Below are 16,738 nucleotides of genomic sequence, written 5' to 3' on the forward strand. Positions count from 1 at the left end.
GCGGATGCTCCCCGGGCCCTTCCGCGTGAGGGTTTCCCGGTCGGGTCAGCCGCCGAGCGGCAGACCGCCGAGCGTCTGGCCGGTCGGCAGGCCGCCGAGGCCGCCGCCCAGGGCGCCGCCGGTCGGGCCCTCCGCGCTCTCCGCGGCGGCGCCGGCCGTCTTGCCGACGACCTCGCCCGCGCTGCCGGCGGTGTCACCGGCGACCTTCTGGGCGGCCGGGGTGGCGGTCCTGCCCGCCGCGCCGAGGCTCTTGCCGGCGGCGGGGACGGCCGTGCCGACGGCCTGGCTGCCGGTGGCTCCGACGACGCCGGTGGCCGTCTGCGAGGCGCTGTCGACGGCGGTGCCCGCACCGGCGGCGTCCAGGGCGGTGAGGCCGCCCAGGTTGCCGGTCGGCGCGATGCTGTGGTCCAGGGCGCTCGCGGAGCCGGCCGCACCGACCACGGGGGCTGCTCCGGCCGCGATGATGAGGGCGGCGCGGGCGATCCGACGGGTCAGGGGGAGGGTCATGGTGCTCCTTCGACGAGGTGCGAGGTGGTGTTCGGACGCAGTGACAACCGGCCCTGGGGAGGGAGAGGTTGCGGCGGTCGAAGGTAAAGAATTGGTAATGCGTCGTATTGTCGGGTGGGGAGGAAAATGGACGAACGCGTCATTGCGCGGGCATCTGCCGAACCGTCACTTCCCTTGCCCCGCAAGGGGAGTGGGTGTTCGGGGCGCACTGTGGAAAAGGCGGCGCGGAAGGGTGGCGAATTCCTTGGGGCGCGGACCGGTGCCATGCCACGGGCGAGTGAAGTGCCGTACGGGTGATCGGGCTGTGATCGACCCGTGATCGGCAGTCGACCGGCAGTCGGCCGGTAGTGGATCGGCGTCGACCGGTCCTCGACCGACTGCCGACCGGTTACTGAGCGAGTCGCATACGGACGCTTCCGCCGCCCGCGGCAGCCGCCCCCGAGACCCTCGACCAGCCACCGTCGGCCTCGCCCGCGCGCCACACCCGGTCCCCGTACGCGACCTCCGTGATGCGCAGCGTGTCCGCCCGCGCCACGGCCCACTGCGCCAGCTCCCAGCCGCGCCGCTCGGCCGCCCCTGCGCCCGTCGCCGTCCCGGACCCGCCGGTCGCCCGTACCGGCACCACGAGCACCGGCGGCTCGGCCGCCGACCGGCCCGCGCTCGGGCTGCCCGTCACCGCCGTCGGCGCCGCCTTCTCGCCGAAGACGCGTACCAGCTCCGCGCGGACCTGCTCGGGATCGCCCGGCCGGCCCTCGGCGTCGCTCGACGTACAGGAGAGGGCGGCCGGAGAGCGGCCCGTCAGGGCGGCCGAGAGAAGCGTGGCGTCCGGCTCGTGCTTCGCGTACGCCTGCGGGAAACCGCTCTTCTGCACCTTCTGCGCCGCCACGGTCAGCGGCAGCCGCGAATACCCGCGGACCTTCTCCAGACCGTCGTAGAACTTCCCCGACGAGTACACCGGGTCCATGATCTGGGCCGGCGTGCCCCAGCCCATCGAGGGCCGCTGCTGGAAGAGGCCGAGCGAGTCCCGGTCGCCGTGCTGGATGTTCCGCAGCGCCGACTCCTGGAGTGCCGTCGCGAGCGCGATGGTCACCGCCCGCTCGGGCATGCCCCGGGTCGTGCCCACGGCGGAGATCGTCGCGGCGTTCGACGCCTGCTCCGGGGTGAACTCGTACCGGTTGTCCCCGGTGCCCACAGTGCACCGGGGCGTGCCCGTACTTCCCGTCATCTGGTGGAAGGCCACGTACGAGGCGAGGCCGAGGAGCGCGGCGAAGGCGGCCGCGGAACGGGCGAGGCGGCCGCGACGGGCGGGGCGGGTGGGCTCGGACACGGGGCCCACCGTACTGGAGGCCGCGTTAGGGTCGGCACATGGCTGACATCACCCCGCTCGACACGCCCCTCGACCTGTCCCAGGACGGGGCCGCGCTCACCGCCGCCCTCGTCGACTTCCGGTCCGTCAGCGGGACCGAGAAGCCGCTCGCGGACGCCATCGAGCAGGCCCTGCGCGCCCTGCCGCACCTCACCGTCGACCGGCTCGGCAACAACGTCGTCGCCCGCACCCGGCTCGGCCGCGGCGAGCGAGTCGTCCTCGCCGGCCACATCGACACCGTGCCGATCGCCGACAACGTGCCCTCGCGGCTCGACGAGGACGGCATCCTGTGGGGCTGCGGCACCTCCGACATGAAGTCCGGGGTCGCGGTCCAGCTGCGGATCGCCGCCACCGTCCACGAGCCCAACCGCGACCTCACCTTCGTCTTCTACGACAACGAGGAGGTCGCCGCCCACCTCAACGGCCTCGGGAAGATCGCCGACGCGCACCCCGACTGGCTGGAGGGCGACTTCGCCGTCCTCCTGGAGCCCTCCGACGCCCAGGTCGAGGGCGGCTGCCAGGGCACGCTGCGCGTGATCCTGCACACCGCGGGCGAGCGGGCCCACTCCGCGCGTTCCTGGATGGGCTCCAACGCCATCCACACCGCCTCCCCGATCCTCGCCCGCCTCGCCGCGTACGAGCCGCGCAAGCCGGTCATCGACGGCCTGGAGTACCACGAGGGCCTCAACGCCGTCGCGATCCAGGGCGGCGTCGCCACCAACGTCATCCCCGACGCGTGCACGGTCACGGTCAACTACCGGTACGCCCCCGACCGCTCCCCGGCCGAGGCTTTGGCGTACGTCCGGGAGTTCTTCGCCGACTGCGACATCGCCGAGTTCGTGATCGACGACGAGAGCCCCGGCGCCCTGCCCGGCCTCTCCCACCCGGCGGCGGAGGCCTTCATGAAGGCCGTCGGCGGCAGCGCCCAGCCCAAGTTCGGCTGGACCGACGTGGCCCGCTTCAGCGCCCTCGGGGTGCCCGCGGTCAACTACGGCCCCGGCGACCCCATCTACGCGCACAAGCGGGACGAGCACGTCCCCGTCGACCGGATCCACCACTGCGAGGCCCGGCTCCGCGACTGGCTGACCGCCTGACTGCCTGACTTCCCTCGTCCCGACTCCCGTAATTTCGCATTTCGTCACCTCTGTGGTCCTACGCTGACCGGACCAGAAGATCGTTGGATCGACGGAGGGAGCAGGCCATGGGTATCCCTGAAGGGGAGACGAAGCCGGAGGAGCAGCGGCTCGGGCCGGTGCTCAGGCGCAGGGACCAGGTCCAGCCGGGCACCACGGACCAGCGGCTGCTCGACACCGAGGGCGACTCGGAATGGGTGCACACCGACCCCTGGCGGGTCATGCGCATCCAGTCCGAGTTCGTCGAGGGCTTCGGCGCCCTCGCCGAACTGCCGAGCGCGATCAGCGTCTTCGGCTCGGCCCGCACGAAGCCGGACTCGCCCGAGTACGAGGCGGGCGTACGGCTCGGCCGGGCGCTCGTCGAGGCCGGCTTCGCGGTCATGACGGGCGGCGGCCCCGGCGCCATGGAGGCGGCCAACAAGGGGGCCCGGGAGGCCAAGGGCGTCTCGGTCGGCCTCGGGATCGAGCTCCCCTTCGAGCAGGGGCTCAACCAGCACGTCGACATCGGCGTGAACTTCCGCTACTTCTTCGTCCGCAAGACGATGTTCGTGAAGTACGCGCAGGGCTTCGTCGTCCTGCCCGGCGGTCTCGGCACCCTCGACGAGCTCTTCGAGGCGCTGACCCTGGTCCAGACCCGCAAGGTCACCCGCTTCCCGATCGTCCTCTTCGGCACGGAGTACTGGAAGGGCCTCGTGGACTGGCTCCGCGACTCGGTCGTCGCCGGTGGCAAGGCCTCGGAGCGCGACCTGCTCCTCTTCCACGTCACGGACGACGTGGAGGAAGCGGTGGCACTCGTCACGAAGGAGACGGGCAAGTAGAGGCCCCACGGGGCGGGGCGGCGACGGTCTTCCGTCCCTGCCCCGCCCCTTCGCGCGCCCGCCCGGCTACGCCAGCCCGCGCCGCGCGACGGCCGGCGCCCGGTGCCCGGCGATGGACGCCACCATGTCGAGCACCTGCCGCGTCTCGGCGACCTCGTGCACCCGGTACACCTGGGCGCCCAGCCAGGCGGAGACCGCGGTGGTCGCCAAGGTCCCGAGGACCCGCTCCTTCACCGGCCGGTCCAGGGTCTCCCCGACGAAGTCCTTGTTGGAGAGGGAAACCAGCACCGGCCACCCCGTCTCCGCCATCTCGCCGAGCCGCCGCGTCGCCTCCAGACTGTGCCGGGTGTTCTTCCCGAAGTCGTGGCCCGGGTCGATCATGATCGCGTCCCGGCGCACCCCGAGCGAGGCCGCTCGCTCGGCGAGCCCCACGGTCACCCGCAGGATGTCGGCCATCACGTCCTCGTACTCGACCCGGTGCGGCCGGGTCCGCGGCTCGGCGCCACCCGCGTGCGTGCACACGAGCCCCGCGCCGTACTTCGCGGCGACCTCGGCGAGGCCGGGGTCGACCCCGCCCCACGCGTCGTTCAGGACGTCCGCACCGGCCTCGCAGACCGCCTCGCCGACATCCGCCCGCCAGGTGTCCACGCTGATGACGACATCGGGATGGCGCCTGCGGACCTCGGCGACGAAGCCGACCGTGCGCCGCGCCTCCTCCTCGGCCGTCACCTCCTCGCCGGGGCCCGCCTTCACCCCGCCGATGTCGATGATCGCCGCCCCTTCGGCCACGGCCTGCTCGACCCGGGCGAGCGCGGGCTCGTCCCTGAAGGTCGCGCCCTGGTCGTAGAAGGAGTCCGGGGTCCGGTTCACGATCGCCATGATCACCGGCTCGTGCGGCCCGAATTCACGCCGTCCCAAGCGCAGCATCCCTTTTGTCCTCCCTCGTGTCCGTTCGCCTGCGACCCTAGCTGTCGGTGGCGCATGGCACGATCGGCACGGGACGTTTTCCACTCCGGGGAGAGGCACGCAGGTGTTCTGGTTTCTGCTCATCACGATGGTCGTGGTCGTGGCCGCGGTGACCCTGGCGGTGGTCGGCGGCGGCGACAGCGAGGTGCTGCCCGACGTGGCGCCCGAGCAGCTCGTCGACCCCCTCCCGGAGGCCCGGCCGGTCGACCGCGCCGACGTCGAGGCGCTCCGGCTCCCCGTCGCGGTCCGCGGCTACCGGATGGCGGACGTGGACGACGTCCTGGTCCGCCTCGGCGCCGAACTCGCCGAGCGGGACGCGCGGATCGCCGAGCTGGAGGACGCCCTCGCGGGAGCGGCCGCCGCCGGTGACGAAGAGGACGGCCGGGCATGACGGCCGGCGGGGCGGTCCCGGGCCCGGACGGGCGGCTGCGCTGCCCCTGGGGCCTGTCGGCCGAGGACTACGTGGCGTACCACGACGAGGAGTGGGGCCGCCCGGTCCACGGCGACGACGCGCTGTTCGAGCGGCTCTGCCTGGAGGCGTTCCAGTCGGGCCTGTCGTGGATCACGATCCTGCGCCGCCGTGAGGGCTTCCGGAGCGCGTTCGACGGCTTCCGGATCGCCTCCGTGGCCGGTTTCGGCGAGGCCGACCGCGAGCGGCTCCTCGTGGACGAGGGCATCATCCGCAACCGCGCGAAGATCGACGCCACCCTCGCCAACGCGAAACTGCTCGCCGACTGGTCCCCGGGCGAACTCGACGCCCTGATCTGGTCGTACGCCCCCGATCCGGCGGGCCGCCCGGTCCCGCGTACGGTCGCGGACGTCCCGGCGGTCACGGACGAGTCCACGGCCCTCTCCAAGGCCCTCAAGAAGCGAGGCCTCCGCTTCATCGGCCCGACCACGGCCTACGCCCTGATGCAGGCGTGCGGGCTGGTCGACGACCATGTGAAGGGGTGCCTGGCCCGGGGCGGGAAGTAGCCCCCGGGCCACCGATCCGTCCGGATCAGAAGATGTGGACGGAGGGGGCGGTGGTGTCGTACCCCGTCTCGAACGCCGGGGCGACGAGACCGCCGGCGCCGTCGTTCTTGTACACGTACAGCGACGAACCCTCGATCGTCCGCATGATGTCGCCGAGGCCGTCGCCGGTCACATCGCCGGTGGCGAGGAGCGGGGTGCCCGACGGCCAGGCGTACGGCAGCCTGATGCGGGCGCCGAAGGCGCCCCGGCCGTTGCCCGGGTAGAGCCAGAGGGCGCGGGAGCCGTCGCGGGCGACCAGGTCGGACCTGCCGTCCCGGTTCATGTCGCCGGGGGCCGCGAGCGCGTTCATGACGCCCCAGCCGCCGCCGACCTTCGTACGGGCGCCGAACCAGCCGCGGCCGTTGCCGGGATAGGTCCAGAGGACACCTGCGGTGTCCCGGGCGACGAGGTCCCGGCGGTCGTCACCGGTGATGTCGCCGACCGCCTCGATCTCCTTCATGGCGTTCCAGCCGCCGCCGATGCGGAGGCGGGGCTTGAACCAGCCCTTGCCGTTGCCGGGATAGAGCCACAGCACACCCGCTCGGTCGCGGGCGTAGACGTCCTCGTTGCCGTCGCCGTCGTGGTCGCCGTGGCGGACGAGCGCGTTCATGGCGTTCCAGCCGCCGCCGACCAGGGCGCCCTTGGTCCCGCCATAGGCGTCGCGTACACCGTCGAGGAACCAGAGCCGACCGTCCGCGCCACGTTCGAGCAGGTCGGCGACGCCGTCGTTGTCGAGGTCACCGAAGCGGGACTGGGCCGGCAGGCCGTCGGGGCGCGGTGTGGTGGAGGTGTCCCAGTCGATCCACGCCTGACCGGTCTCGACCTCCCACTGGGTGCCCCCGACCCGGATCGAACTGATCGCGTTGTCGGCACCGTACGAGGAGCCCGGGCCGAGGTCGGCACCGGCGTACTGGTGGGGGCCGACGGTCAGCCGGCGCTCCCCCGAGTAGTCGGCGTCCAGGTAGACGATGGCCCACTGGTCGCTGCGGTTGAAGTAGGACGAGATCGCGTTGTTCCAGGTGCCCAGGGAGGGCTGGCTGGTCGACACGATCTTCATCTGGCCGCCGAAGCCGGGGTCCCGGAAGACGCAGAAGCTGCCTGCGGGGCAGCGGTACTCGTCTGCCGACGCGGTCGGCGCGGCGGTCAGCATCGTGGCCAGGGTGGCCGCGGTGGTCACGGCGGCGGCGAGCGCGCGCCGGATTCCGGAGGAGCGCGTCATGGCGCGTGGTCCGTTCATGAGGAGAGTCGGAGGCGGGTCAGAAGACGAAGGTGCCGGTGCGGAGCTGGCCGAAGGACAGCGGGGCGCGGAGACGCCCGTCGCCGGTGCCGGGGTAGACCAGCAGGTAGGTGTAGCCGTCCCAGCCGAAGGGGGCGCCCGAGACGTGTGCGACCAGGTCGGGCCGCCCGTCACCCGTGATGTCGCCGAGGCCCGCCAGCTCCTTGTGGGCGTTCCAGCCGCCGCTGCCGATGAGCGTGCGGGTACCGAACCAGCCGCGGCCGTTGCCCGGGTAGAGCCAGAGCTTGCCCGCCGTGTCGCGGGCGACCAGGTCGGCCTTCCTGTCGGAGTTCATGTCCCCGGCACCGACGAGCTCGTCGATCGCCTTCCAGCCGCCGCCGACCTTCCTGCGGACGTCGAACCAGCCCTTGCCGTTGCCCGGGTACGTCCAGAGGACTCCGGTGGCGTCGACGGCGAGCAGGTCGCCCTTGGCGTCGCCCGTCAGGTCGCCTGTCGCGGTCAGCTCCCGCAGGGAGTTCCAGCCGCCGCCGATGAGGCGTCGGGGCTTGAAGGCACCCTTGCCGTCGCCGGGGTAGAGCCAGAGGGAGCCGGCCCCGTCGCGGGCGTAGACGTCCTCGTCGCCGTCGCCGTCCTGGTCGCCGTGCCGGGTCAGCTTCGTCATGGCGTTCCAGCCGCCGCCCACGAGCCGGCCGGTACCGGGAGCGTACGGGGACGTGTCGTGTACGGACCACAGCTGTCCGAACGGATCGCGGCTGAGCACGTCGGCGTACCCGTCGCGGTCGATGTCGCCGAAGGCGCCCGTCGCGGGCAGCGGCGTGGGCCGGGACTCCAGGACCTCGGAGAGGGTCGGGTAGCGGCTTTCCCCGCCGCAGAAGTCGTCGGCCTCGGCGCCGATGTCGATGGAGCTCACCGTCTTGTCGAGGCCGGGGTTCTGGCTCTCGTCGAAGGAGGCCGTGTTGTAGAGCCAGACAGAGCCCTCGGGGTCGAGGCCGGGCTTCGGGTAGAAGCACACGGCGTGCGCGTCCCACTGGTTGTTGACGAAGGACCGGATGCGGTTGTCCCAGGCCCCCAGTGACACCATCGGTGCCTTGACGATGAGCATGTCGCCCTGGAACAGCGGCTGGCTGAAGACGCAGACGGAGCCCTGCGGACAGCGGTCGGCGCCGTCGGCCGCCCGCGCCGGCGAGGACAGGACGGCGGCGGACAGGCCCAGGGCCAGACCCGCCGTGAGCGCGCCGCGAAGAAGGCGCGCGGAAGGAGAAGGACGCACGGAACCCCCCAGGTATGTGCGTACGAATGGTGAGCGGATCCTATAGACGCGCCCACCACTCGTACGAAGGGGTTCCGGGGTCCGTCAGCGGCCCAGGTACGTGGGCTTCTCCTTGGCGATGAAGGCGCGGACCGCGATCGTGTGGTCCTCGGAGGAGCCCGCCAGGCTCTGGAGTTCCTCCTCCTTGTCCAGCGCCTCGGCCAGCGAGTGGTCCGCGCCGTACGCGAGGGACTCCTTCAGGGCCGCGTACGCCACCGTCGGGCCCTCCGCGAGCTTGCGGGCCACCTTCTCGGCCTCGGCCGCGAGGTCGGCGGCCGGGACCAGGCGGTTCACGATGCCCAGTTCGTACGCCTCCTGGGCGGTGATCGAGCGGGGGAAGAGCAGCAGGTCGGACGCCCGGCTCGCGCCGATCAGCCGGGGCAGCGTCCAGGACACGCCCGAGTCGGCGGTCAGCGCGACCCCCGCGAATGAGGTGTTGAACGAGGCGGTGTCCGCGACCACCCGGTAGTCCGCCGCGAGCGCGAAGCCGAAGCCGGCGCCCGCCGCGACGCCGTTCACGCCCGCCACGACGGGCTTCCGCATGCCCGCGAGCGCCTTGGTGATCGGGTTGTAGTGGTCCCGGACCGTGTTCATGGTCTCTCGGGTGCCGTTCTCGTGGTCCGCCATGAGCAGACCCACGTGTTCCTTCAGGTCCTGGCCGACGCAGAACGCCCGCTCGCCGGCCGCAGTGAGCAGCACCGCCCGTACGGCGGGGTCCGCCGCAGCGGTCTCGGCCGCGTCGCGGAGAGCGACTTTCGCCGCCACGTTCATGGCGTTCATGGCCTCGGGGCGGTTGAGCGTGATGGTGGCGAGCCCGTCGCTCACCTCGTACAGCACCGTGTCGGCCATCGGGTTCCCTTCGCGTCTTTGCGTGGTTGACCAGCACAGCATGGCGGACATCACCCGCCCCGCCCATGTGAGCTGCGTCAAAGATTTGAAGGCCTCGACCGGACGCCGAGCGGCGAAGTATCGCAGGCCGATCGCCGAAATGTGGGGTTTTGAGAGAGCGCGTTGCGCAAGCGATGCCATTCGATGTTGGTCATCGGGTCCTGCCATGCGGGATAATGACCTGGAAGCAATGTGTTCGAAGCCGGTGACGCGTGCTCCAGGTCATGGAGCTGCCCGGCCGACAAAGAGCTGGTTTCAGGAAGGGGAACAAGCATGGCGGCCATGAAGCCGCGGACGGGTGACGGCCCGCTCGAGGTGACCAAGGAGGGGCGGGGCATCGTCATGCGCGTTCCGCTCGAAGGCGGCGGTCGGCTTGTCGTCGAGCTGACCCCGGACGAGGCCGAGGCACTCGGCGACGCCCTGAAGAAGGTCGTCGGCTGACCCGACTCACCCTCGCATCCTGACCACTGCCCCGGTACGGCACGCCCGTACCGGGGCAGTGGTGTGTCCGGGGGTGGTTCTCGTCCGGGGATGTTCTCGTACGCAGGTGGCGCAGGTGGGGGCGGGCGGAGCGGCGGGTGCGTCAGCCCCGGCGGACCGCGCACAGCAGGCCGTCGCCCACCGGCAGCAGGGACGGGACGAGCTCCTGGCTCTCCCGGACCGTGCGCAGCAGTTCACGGACCCGCTGGACCTCGGCCGGCTGGGCCGCCGAGTCGACCGTACGGCCGTCCGCGAAGACGCCCTCGAAGCAGACGAGACCGCCCGGTCGCAGCAGGCGCAACGATTCAGCGAGGTAGTCCAGGTACTCAAGCCGGTCGCCGTCGCAGAACACGAGGTCGTAGCCGCCGTCCGCGAGTCGCGGCAGTACGTCCAGGGCCCGGCCGGGGATGAAACGGGCCCGGTTGCCCGCGAAGCCCGCCGCGCGGAACGCCGTCTTGGCCAACTGCTGCCGCTCCGGCTGGAGGTCCACCGTGGTCAGGACGCCGTCCGGCCGCATCCCGAGCAGCAGATAGATGCCCGACACGCCCGTGCCGGTGCCGATCTCCGCCACCGCTTTCGCGTCCGCCGTGGCCGCGAGCAGGCGCAGCGCCCCACCGGTGCCCGGCGACACCGAGGGCAGCCCTGCCTCCCGGGCCCGCTCCCGGGCCCAGCGCAGAGCTTCGTCCTCGGCGACAAAGGCGTCGGCGAACGACCAGCTCGTCTGCCGGTTGGCGGTAATGGCCCTCTCCTGTCCCCGTAGTTGACGCAACGGTGACTGTATCCGCTGTCAGCGGGAACCCGCAGATGGGACCGGGCGTTCACCAGGGGAAGGACGCGGCAGGAGGAAGCCGGGGGACCCGGTTCCAAATTCGCGTAAAGATTCTTATCCGGAGCTAACGGGCGAGGTGGCTATGGTAGGGGCTCCACTGGACACCACCAGAGCCGATAGGGGAGGTGCGGCTGCGCCTGTGGATCGGGGAGGAGTGCTTCGGCGTCTTCTCAGGTCGGCGGGTGAGCCGAAATCCGTGACCGACACCGCTGACCGAATCCGCACCACCGACGCCGCTCCCACCACCGCGACCTTCGCATCGGATGCGGAATCGCAGGCGTGGACTCCGCCCACCTGGGAGGAGATCGTCAGCACGCACAGTGGCCGGGTCTACCGTCTCGCCTACCGCCTCACGGGCAACCAGCACGACGCCGAGGACCTGACGCAAGAGGTCTTCGTCCGTGTCTTCCGCTCGCTGTCGACGTACACGCCGGGCACCTTCGAGGGCTGGCTCCACCGCATCACCACCAATCTCTTCCTCGACATGGTCCGCCGCAAGCAGCGCATCCGTTTCGACGCGCTCGCCGACGACGCCGCCGAGCGGCTGCCCAGCCGTGAGCCCTCGCCGCAGCAGGTGTTCAACGACACCCACTTCGACGCGGACGTGCAGCAGGCCCTCGACACCCTCGCGCCCGAGTTCCGCGCCGCGGTCGTCCTCTGCGACATCGAAGGACTGTCGTACGAGGAGATCGCCGCGACCCTCGGTGTGAAGCTCGGCACCGTCCGCAGCCGGATCCACCGCGGACGCTCCCACCTGCGCAAGGCCCTCAAGCACCGCTCGCCCGAGGCACGGGCGGAGCGTGCCCTGGCCTCCGTCGGATGGGAGGCAGGGACAGCGTGAGCGGCACACGTCCCTCGTCACCGACCCCCGCGGAACACCACCTCGGGGACCGGCTGGCCGCGCTCGTCGACGGCGAACTCGGCCACGACGCCCGCGAGCGGGTCCTCGCCCACCTCGCGACCTGCCCCCGCTGCAAGGCGGAGGCCGACGCACAGCGCACCCTCAAGAGCGTCTTCGCCTCGGCGGCTCCCCCGCCGCCCTCGGAAGGATTCCTCGCCCGGCTCCAGGGGCTACCGGGGGGCCCCGGTGAGCCGGGAGGCCCCGGCGGAACCCGAGGCCCCCTCGAAGAGCTCCTCGGCGCGGGCGGACTGAAGTCCGACGGCTTCGCCACGGCGGCCGTCGTCACGCCACACACCCCGCACTCCCCGCACACCGGCTTCCGTATCCACGAGGTCGGCGACCGCGCGTCCGGAACCTCCTGGCGCGGGCGGCGCTTCGCCTTCGCGGCGGCCAGCGCCGTCTCGTTCGCGGCCATCGCCCTCGGCGGCACCCTGCCGCTGGAGGCCTCGGTGAACGCGAGCGCACGCGGCGGCCAGGGCACCGGCACCGCGGTCACCCCGCTGCGCGCCACCTCCACGGGCCCCGGCGGCGGCACGGCCGTCACCCGGGGCACGCGCTCCGGCGAGCGCGGCGCCCAGTCCGTCGACGGCACGCAGGTGACCCCGGGGGCCCCGCTGTCTCCCGGAGCCCCGGCGGCGCTGCCGCACGGGCCGGTGGCCGCCGTCGGCCCGGGCACGGTTCCCGCGGGCGCCGTCCCGCCGGACGCGGTGCGCTCCGCCGCCGCTCCGCTGGTGGCGGTACGCCTCCGCGACCAGGGCACGCAGTCGTTCCTCGCCCTGTCGCCCTTCATACGGCCGACGGGTCCGGCCCTCCAACTGGCCCTCGGTCCCGGACCCAGTCCGGCCCCCAGCCCGACGACCGCACCGCTCGGCTCCCACCGCTGACCCGCGACCTGGTTGAATCCAGGGACAGGGGCGCCCGACCCAAGGGGCGCGGCACGGGTCAGCGGGTTGCGGGGAGAGCATGAACAACGGGAAGCCGAACTGGTGGAGCCGGCCTTCGACCACACCGGAGGCGGCGCGGATACCCTCGCCGCCTCCGGCCGACGACCTCACGGAGGGCGTCACCGCCGTCGGCACGGATGACGCCGACGGCGACTTTCCGCTGCCCGCGCCGCAGCCGTCGGCCGGGGGTGCGGCCGAGGCGCCGGCTGCCTCGGACGCCGCCGGCGTCGTGGCCGACGTGACGGACATGACGGATGTGGCGGACTCGCGGGACACGGCGGTGATGTCCGAGGTCGTCGTCGTCGCCGACGCGCCCGCGCCCGTGGCCGAGGCCGCTCCCGCCGTTCTGCTGACCAAGGGCGAGCCTCCGGCCCCGGCGGACGAGGCCCCGACGGCGGCCCTCCCGGTCACCGACGCTCCCGTCGCCGACGCCCCGCAGGCCCCGGCGCCCGCGCAGACCGCGCCGCAGCCCCTGCACGCCCCCGACGAGTACCGGACGCCGCCCTACGGTGAGCCCGGCCCGTGGGCGCCCGCGCCGCCCGTACAGCGCCCTCCGGCGCACGTACCGCCGCAGCAGGCCCACGTGCCCCCCGTACCGCAGCAGCCCCAGCCTCAGCCGCATCCCCACCCGCAGTCCCAGCCGCACGCGCAAGGGGGCGCCGTGCCGCCGCCGCAGGGCGGGGCGCCCTGGGTGCAGTACGACCCCTGGGGGGCCGGCGGGGTCGGATTCCACCCCGCGCCCGCGAAGAAGTCCCGCACGGGGCTCGCCGTCGTGGGCGCGCTCGTCCTCGCGCTCGTCACCGGAGTCATCGGCGGCGGCATCGGCGCGTACGTCGAGCGCAACGGCGGGATCACCACCGTCGAGCTGCCGCAGGCGGACGGCGGGGACACCGACCGTGCCCCGGACAGCGTGGCCGGGATCGCGGCCGCCGCCCTGCCCGGCGTGGTCACCCTGCACGTCAAGGGCGGCGGTTCGTCCGGCACCGGCACCGGCTTCGTGCTGGACACCAAGGGCCACATCCTCACCAACAACCACGTCGTCGACGGGGCCCGGTCCTCCGAGGACATCTCGGTGACCTTCTCCAGCGGCGAGACCGCCCGTGCCAAGGTCGTCGGCAAGGACACCGGCTACGACCTGGCCGTCGTCCAGGTCATCGGCGTCTCCGGCCTCAAGGCGCTGCCGCTCGGCAACTCCGACAACGTCCGCGTCGGCGACCCCGTCGTCGCCATCGGCGCCCCCTTCGACCTGTCCAACACGGTCACGTCCGGCATCATCAGCGCCAAGGAACGCCCGATCACCGCGGGCGGCGAGAAGGGCGACGGCAGCGACATCAGCTACGTCGACGCCCTCCAGACCGACGCCCCCATCAACCCCGGCAACTCCGGCGGCCCGCTCCTCGACTCCAAGGGCCGGGTCATCGGCATCAACAGCGCGATCCGCGCGGCCGGCGGCGGCTCCGGTGACGGAGAGGGCGGCAGTGCCTCCCAGCCCGGCTCCATCGGCCTCGGCTTCGCCATACCGATCAACCAGGGCAAGCGGGTCGCCGAGGAGCTCATCAACACCGGCAAGGCCACCCACCCGGTCATCGGTGTGAGCCTCGACATGCAGTTCAACGGCGACGGCGCCCGCGTCGGCGAGAAGGGCAAGGACGGCTCCGCGTCCGTCACGCCCGGCGGCCCGGCCGCGAAGGCGGGGCTCCGGCCCGGGGACGTCATCACCAAGGTCGACGGCCAGCGCGTGCACAACGGCGAGGAGCTGATCGTGAAGATCCGCGCCCACCGCCCCGGCGACAAGCTGGCGCTCACCCTGACCCGCAACGGCAAAGAGCTGACAAAGACGTTGACGCTGGGCTCCTCCCAGGGCACCTGAGTGCCATGTGGCGGACACCCGGAGGTACCCGTCCGACAGTTTCGGCGGGTACCGTGGACCGGGCCCTTGACCGGCATGAAGGAGCTACTAGGTGTTCAGCGACATAGGCGCACTCGAGCTGGTGACGCTCGTCGTCCTCGCCGTGCTCGTCTTCGGGCCGGACAAGCTCCCGAAGGTCATCCAGGACGTCTCGCGCTTCATCCGGAAGATCCGTGAGTTCTCGGACAGCGCGAAGGAGGACATCCGCAGCGAGCTGGGACCGGACTTCAAGGACTTCGAGTTCGAGGACCTCAACCCGAAGACGTTCCTCCGCAAGCAGATGGAGCAGAACGAGGACCTCCGGGAGCTCAAGGAGCTGCGCGGCAGCTTCGACCTCAAGAAGGAGATGAACGAGGTCGCCGACGCGGTGCACAGCCGCGAGCCGCAGACCTCGGCCGTCAACGGTTCCCCGGTCAACGGTTCCTCCGGTGCGGTCACCTCCGCCAACGGCACCCCGGACCTGCTGAAGAAGCAGGACAAGCCGGACAACGGAGAGCGTCCTCCGTACGACTCCGACGCGACCTGACGACGGGCTGTCACCGACCCGACGCGTCCTGGTGGCTATCCTCCCTCTGTTGACGCAACGAGGAGGCGGCCGAGATGGAGACCACGAGTCGGGTGGAGGGCGTACCCACGGCCCGGCGGACCGCCGAGGGCTACCTGCGCGCACCCTTCGCCTGGTACGGCCTCGACGAGGCGTTCACCGGGCCCCGCTGGCTGATGCAGGTCGGCACGGCGGCGGACGGCAGCGTGCAGCACGGGTCGACCGGGCACGGTGACACGCCGTCCATAAAGTCGGACGCGACCGGCGCGGAGAAGGAACGGTTCGCGGTGGTCGTGACGGTGGCCGCGAGCCCCGTACGGCGCACCGGAGACGGCACCGGCGTCCTCGACGCCACCACCGTCTCCTCGGCCGCCTGGCTGGCCGGCTCCGGGCTGCTCGTCCACACCTGGCCTGCCTCGCTCGACCACGCGACGCGGGACAACTGGCTGGACCAGCAGACCGAGACGGCCTTCGAGCTGGCCGACGACCTCGGCGGGACGGAGTGGTCGACGCTGTCGCTGCCGGTGGACGGGGTGCCGGTGCCGTTCCACTACCGCGAGTCGGAGTTCGGGTGGGTCCTGGCCGGGTCCGCGGCGGGGGTGCACATCGGCGCGTACGGGCGTGGGATGAGTGCGTACGGTCTGGGGTTCTCGCAGATCAAGGACCTCGACGCCTACGTGTAGGAACCAAGAGCGGGAACGGGAAAGGGCGCCCCCTCGGGGGCGCCCTTTCCCGGCACTCAGAACTTGTTGCGCGGCGTGATGCCCAGGCTCATGCCCGAGAGGCCTCGCTGGCGGCCGCCGAGCTTGCCGGCGATCGCGCGGAGGGCCGCGCCCGCCGGGGAGTCCGGGTCCGTGAGGACGACGGGCTTGCCCTCGTCGCCGCCCTCGCGGAGCCGCACGTCGATCGGGATCGAGCCGAGGACCGGGACCGTCGCACCCGTGGTCTGCGTCAGACCGTCCGCGACCCGCTGGCCGCCGCCCGTGCCGAACACGTCGACCATCTCGTCGCAGTGCGGGCACGGCAGGCCCGCCATGTTCTCGACGACACCGACGATCTTCTGGTGGGTCTGGACGGCGATGGAACCGGCCCGCTCGGCGACCTCGGCCGCCGCCTGCTGCGGGGTGGTGACGACCAGGATCTCCGCGTTCGGGACGAGCTGCGCGACCGAGATCGCGATGTCGCCGGTGCCCGGGGGCAGGTCGAGCAGGAGGACGTCCAGGTCGCCCCAGTACACGTCCGCGAGGAACTGCTGGAGCGCGCGGTGCAGCATCGGGCCGCGCCACACGACCGGCGCGTTGCCCGGGGTGAACATGCCGATGGAGATGACCTTCACACCGTTCGCCGACGGCGGCATGATCATGTTCTCGACCTGGGTCGGACGGCCGTCCGCGCCCAGCATGCGGGGCACCGAGTGACCGTAGATGTCGGCGTCGACGACGCCGACCTTCAGGCCGTCGGCGGCCATCGCCGCGGCCAGGTTCACGGTGACGGAGGACTTGCCGACGCCACCCTTGCCGGAGGCGACCGCGTACACCCTGGTCAGCGAGCCCGGCTTCGCGAACGGCACCTCGCGCTCGGCGCTCGTGCCGCGCAGCGCCGTCGCCAGCTCCTTGCGCTGCTCGTCGCTCATCACGTCCAGCGAGACGTCGACGCCGGTGACGCCCTCGACGCCGGAGACGGCATCGGTCACCCGCTGGGTGATGGTCTCGCGCATCGGGCAGCCGGAGACGGTCAGGTAGACCGTGACGGCGACCTTGCCGTCCGGTTCGATCTCCACCGACTTGACCATGCCGAGCTCAGTGATCGGTTTGTTGATCTCGGGGTCGTTCACCGTCGCCAGTGCTTCGAGCACCGCGTCTTCCATAGCCATACCGACGATGGTACGGCGCC

18 protein-coding genes are annotated in these 16,738 nt (G+C 72.1%); 10 read left to right on the plus strand and 8 right to left on the minus strand.

Annotated features, from left to right (window positions below; all coding sequences use genetic code 11):
* Positions 1-45: 45 nt before the first annotated feature.
* Together OG514_RS18995 and OG514_RS19000 are read right to left on the minus strand one after the other, a co-directional pair.
* The gene (locus tag OG514_RS18995; protein ID WP_266896257.1) at positions 46-507 is read right to left on the minus strand and encodes an ATP-binding protein; all 462 of its coding nucleotides are present in this window, start codon (positions 505-507) and stop codon (positions 46-48) included.
* Between the two features lie 388 nt (positions 508-895).
* Positions 896-1,843, minus strand: a complete 948-nt coding sequence (locus tag OG514_RS19000) for a hypothetical protein (RefSeq protein WP_266896259.1) — start codon at positions 1,841-1,843, stop codon at positions 896-898.
* Between the two features lie 29 nt (positions 1,844-1,872).
* Here OG514_RS19000 and dapE point away from each other — a divergent pair, with 29 nt between their 5' ends.
* A complete protein-coding gene (dapE, locus tag OG514_RS19005; protein ID WP_266896261.1) occupies positions 1,873-2,967 on the plus strand; it encodes a succinyl-diaminopimelate desuccinylase in 1,095 nt (364 codons plus the stop codon).
* Between the two features lie 107 nt (positions 2,968-3,074).
* Complete coding sequence (locus OG514_RS19010) at positions 3,075-3,824, plus strand: TIGR00730 family Rossman fold protein (protein ID WP_266896263.1); 750 nt, start codon at positions 3,075-3,077, stop codon at positions 3,822-3,824.
* Between the two features lie 66 nt (positions 3,825-3,890).
* Here OG514_RS19010 and folP read toward each other — a convergent pair whose 3' ends face one another.
* Positions 3,891-4,751 carry a dihydropteroate synthase gene (gene folP / locus OG514_RS19015; protein WP_266896265.1) on the minus strand — a complete coding sequence of 287 codons (861 nt, stop codon included), beginning with the start codon at positions 4,749-4,751 and terminating at the stop codon, positions 3,891-3,893.
* A gap of 127 nt (positions 4,752-4,878) precedes the next feature.
* On the opposite strand from folP, the gene OG514_RS19020 reads away from it, so the two are divergent.
* On the plus strand, positions 4,879-5,181 hold the full coding sequence (locus OG514_RS19020; protein WP_323181659.1) for a hypothetical protein: 303 nt from the start codon (positions 4,879-4,881) through the stop codon (positions 5,179-5,181).
* The gene (locus tag OG514_RS19025; protein ID WP_266896268.1) at positions 5,178-5,765 is read left to right on the plus strand and encodes a DNA-3-methyladenine glycosylase I; all 588 of its coding nucleotides are present in this window, start codon (positions 5,178-5,180) and stop codon (positions 5,763-5,765) included. The genes OG514_RS19020 and OG514_RS19025 overlap by 4 nt, the downstream gene beginning before the upstream one ends.
* Before the next feature lie 25 nt (positions 5,766-5,790).
* Here the strand turns inward: OG514_RS19025 and OG514_RS19030 are convergent, their stop codons facing one another.
* From OG514_RS19030 to OG514_RS19040, 3 genes are all read right to left on the minus strand, one after another.
* Positions 5,791-7,041 carry an FG-GAP-like repeat-containing protein gene (locus OG514_RS19030; RefSeq protein WP_266896269.1) on the minus strand — a complete coding sequence of 417 codons (1,251 nt, stop codon included), beginning with the start codon at positions 7,039-7,041 and terminating at the stop codon, positions 5,791-5,793.
* Between the two features lie 19 nt (positions 7,042-7,060).
* Positions 7,061-8,311 carry an FG-GAP-like repeat-containing protein gene (locus OG514_RS19035; RefSeq protein WP_266896270.1) on the minus strand — a complete coding sequence of 417 codons (1,251 nt, stop codon included), beginning with the start codon at positions 8,309-8,311 and terminating at the stop codon, positions 7,061-7,063.
* Positions 8,312-8,395: 84 nt separating this feature from the next.
* Positions 8,396-9,199 carry an enoyl-CoA hydratase/isomerase family protein gene (locus OG514_RS19040; protein WP_266896271.1) on the minus strand — a complete coding sequence of 268 codons (804 nt, stop codon included), beginning with the start codon at positions 9,197-9,199 and terminating at the stop codon, positions 8,396-8,398.
* Positions 9,200-9,511: 312 nt separating this feature from the next.
* On the opposite strand from OG514_RS19040, the gene OG514_RS19045 reads away from it, so the two are divergent.
* Complete coding sequence (locus OG514_RS19045; protein WP_009997451.1) at positions 9,512-9,679, plus strand: DUF3117 domain-containing protein; 168 nt, start codon at positions 9,512-9,514, stop codon at positions 9,677-9,679.
* Positions 9,680-9,821: 142 nt separating this feature from the next.
* On the opposite strand, the gene OG514_RS19050 is transcribed toward OG514_RS19045, so the two are convergent.
* A complete protein-coding gene (locus OG514_RS19050) occupies positions 9,822-10,487 on the minus strand; it encodes an O-methyltransferase (protein ID WP_266896279.1) in 666 nt (221 codons plus the stop codon).
* 142 nt (positions 10,488-10,629) lie between these two features.
* On the opposite strand from OG514_RS19050, the gene sigE reads away from it, so the two are divergent.
* From sigE to OG514_RS19075, 5 genes are all read left to right on the plus strand, one after another.
* A complete protein-coding gene (gene sigE / locus OG514_RS19055) occupies positions 10,630-11,388 on the plus strand; it encodes an RNA polymerase sigma factor SigE (protein ID WP_266896281.1) in 759 nt (252 codons plus the stop codon).
* Positions 11,385-12,332, plus strand: coding sequence for an anti-sigma factor (locus tag OG514_RS19060; protein WP_266896283.1), 948 nt, complete (start codon positions 11,385-11,387; stop codon positions 12,330-12,332). The genes sigE and OG514_RS19060 overlap by 4 nt, the downstream gene beginning before the upstream one ends.
* A gap of 79 nt (positions 12,333-12,411) precedes the next feature.
* Positions 12,412-14,262 carry a S1C family serine protease gene (locus tag OG514_RS19065; RefSeq protein ID WP_266896285.1) on the plus strand — a complete coding sequence of 617 codons (1,851 nt, stop codon included), beginning with the start codon at positions 12,412-12,414 and terminating at the stop codon, positions 14,260-14,262.
* 91 nt (positions 14,263-14,353) lie between these two features.
* Complete coding sequence (locus OG514_RS19070) at positions 14,354-14,827, plus strand: sec-independent translocase (RefSeq protein ID WP_266896287.1); 474 nt, start codon at positions 14,354-14,356, stop codon at positions 14,825-14,827.
* Positions 14,828-14,901: 74 nt separating this feature from the next.
* On the plus strand, positions 14,902-15,528 hold the full coding sequence (locus OG514_RS19075; RefSeq protein WP_266896289.1) for a hypothetical protein: 627 nt from the start codon (positions 14,902-14,904) through the stop codon (positions 15,526-15,528).
* Positions 15,529-15,584: 56 nt separating this feature from the next.
* Here OG514_RS19075 and OG514_RS19080 read toward each other — a convergent pair whose 3' ends face one another.
* A complete protein-coding gene (locus tag OG514_RS19080; RefSeq protein ID WP_266896291.1) occupies positions 15,585-16,718 on the minus strand; it encodes an Mrp/NBP35 family ATP-binding protein in 1,134 nt (377 codons plus the stop codon).
* Between the last annotated feature and the right edge of the window lie 20 nt (positions 16,719-16,738).

The organism is Streptomyces sp. NBC_00572 (assembly GCF_026341815.1).
Taxonomy (GTDB): Bacteria; Actinomycetota; Actinomycetes; order Streptomycetales; family Streptomycetaceae; genus Streptomyces.

Bases quoted from the DNA above. Each gene is read 5' to 3' on its own strand.
- OG514_RS19080 (WP_266896291.1), bottom strand. From the start codon at position 16,718: ATGGCTATGGAAGACGCGGTGCTCGAAGCACTGGCGACGGTGAACGAC.
- OG514_RS18995 (WP_266896257.1), bottom strand. From the start codon at position 507: ATGACCCTCCCCCTGACCCGTCGGATCGCCCGCGCCGCCCTCATCATC.
- sigE (WP_266896281.1), top strand. From the start codon at position 10,630: ATGGTAGGGGCTCCACTGGACACCACCAGAGCCGATAGGGGAGGTGCG.
- OG514_RS19040 (WP_266896271.1), bottom strand. From the start codon at position 9,199: ATGGCCGACACGGTGCTGTACGAGGTGAGCGACGGGCTCGCCACCATC.
- OG514_RS19075 (WP_266896289.1), top strand. From the start codon at position 14,902: ATGGAGACCACGAGTCGGGTGGAGGGCGTACCCACGGCCCGGCGGACC.
- OG514_RS19010 (WP_266896263.1), top strand. From the start codon at position 3,075: ATGGGTATCCCTGAAGGGGAGACGAAGCCGGAGGAGCAGCGGCTCGGG.
- folP (WP_266896265.1), bottom strand. From the start codon at position 4,751: ATGCTGCGCTTGGGACGGCGTGAATTCGGGCCGCACGAGCCGGTGATC.
- OG514_RS19025 (WP_266896268.1), top strand. From the start codon at position 5,178: ATGACGGCCGGCGGGGCGGTCCCGGGCCCGGACGGGCGGCTGCGCTGC.
- OG514_RS19045 (WP_009997451.1), top strand. From the start codon at position 9,512: ATGGCGGCCATGAAGCCGCGGACGGGTGACGGCCCGCTCGAGGTGACC.
- dapE (WP_266896261.1), top strand. From the start codon at position 1,873: ATGGCTGACATCACCCCGCTCGACACGCCCCTCGACCTGTCCCAGGAC.
- OG514_RS19020 (WP_323181659.1), top strand. From the start codon at position 4,879: ATGGTCGTGGTCGTGGCCGCGGTGACCCTGGCGGTGGTCGGCGGCGGC.
- OG514_RS19030 (WP_266896269.1), bottom strand. From the start codon at position 7,041: ATGAACGGACCACGCGCCATGACGCGCTCCTCCGGAATCCGGCGCGCG.
- OG514_RS19065 (WP_266896285.1), top strand. From the start codon at position 12,412: ATGAACAACGGGAAGCCGAACTGGTGGAGCCGGCCTTCGACCACACCG.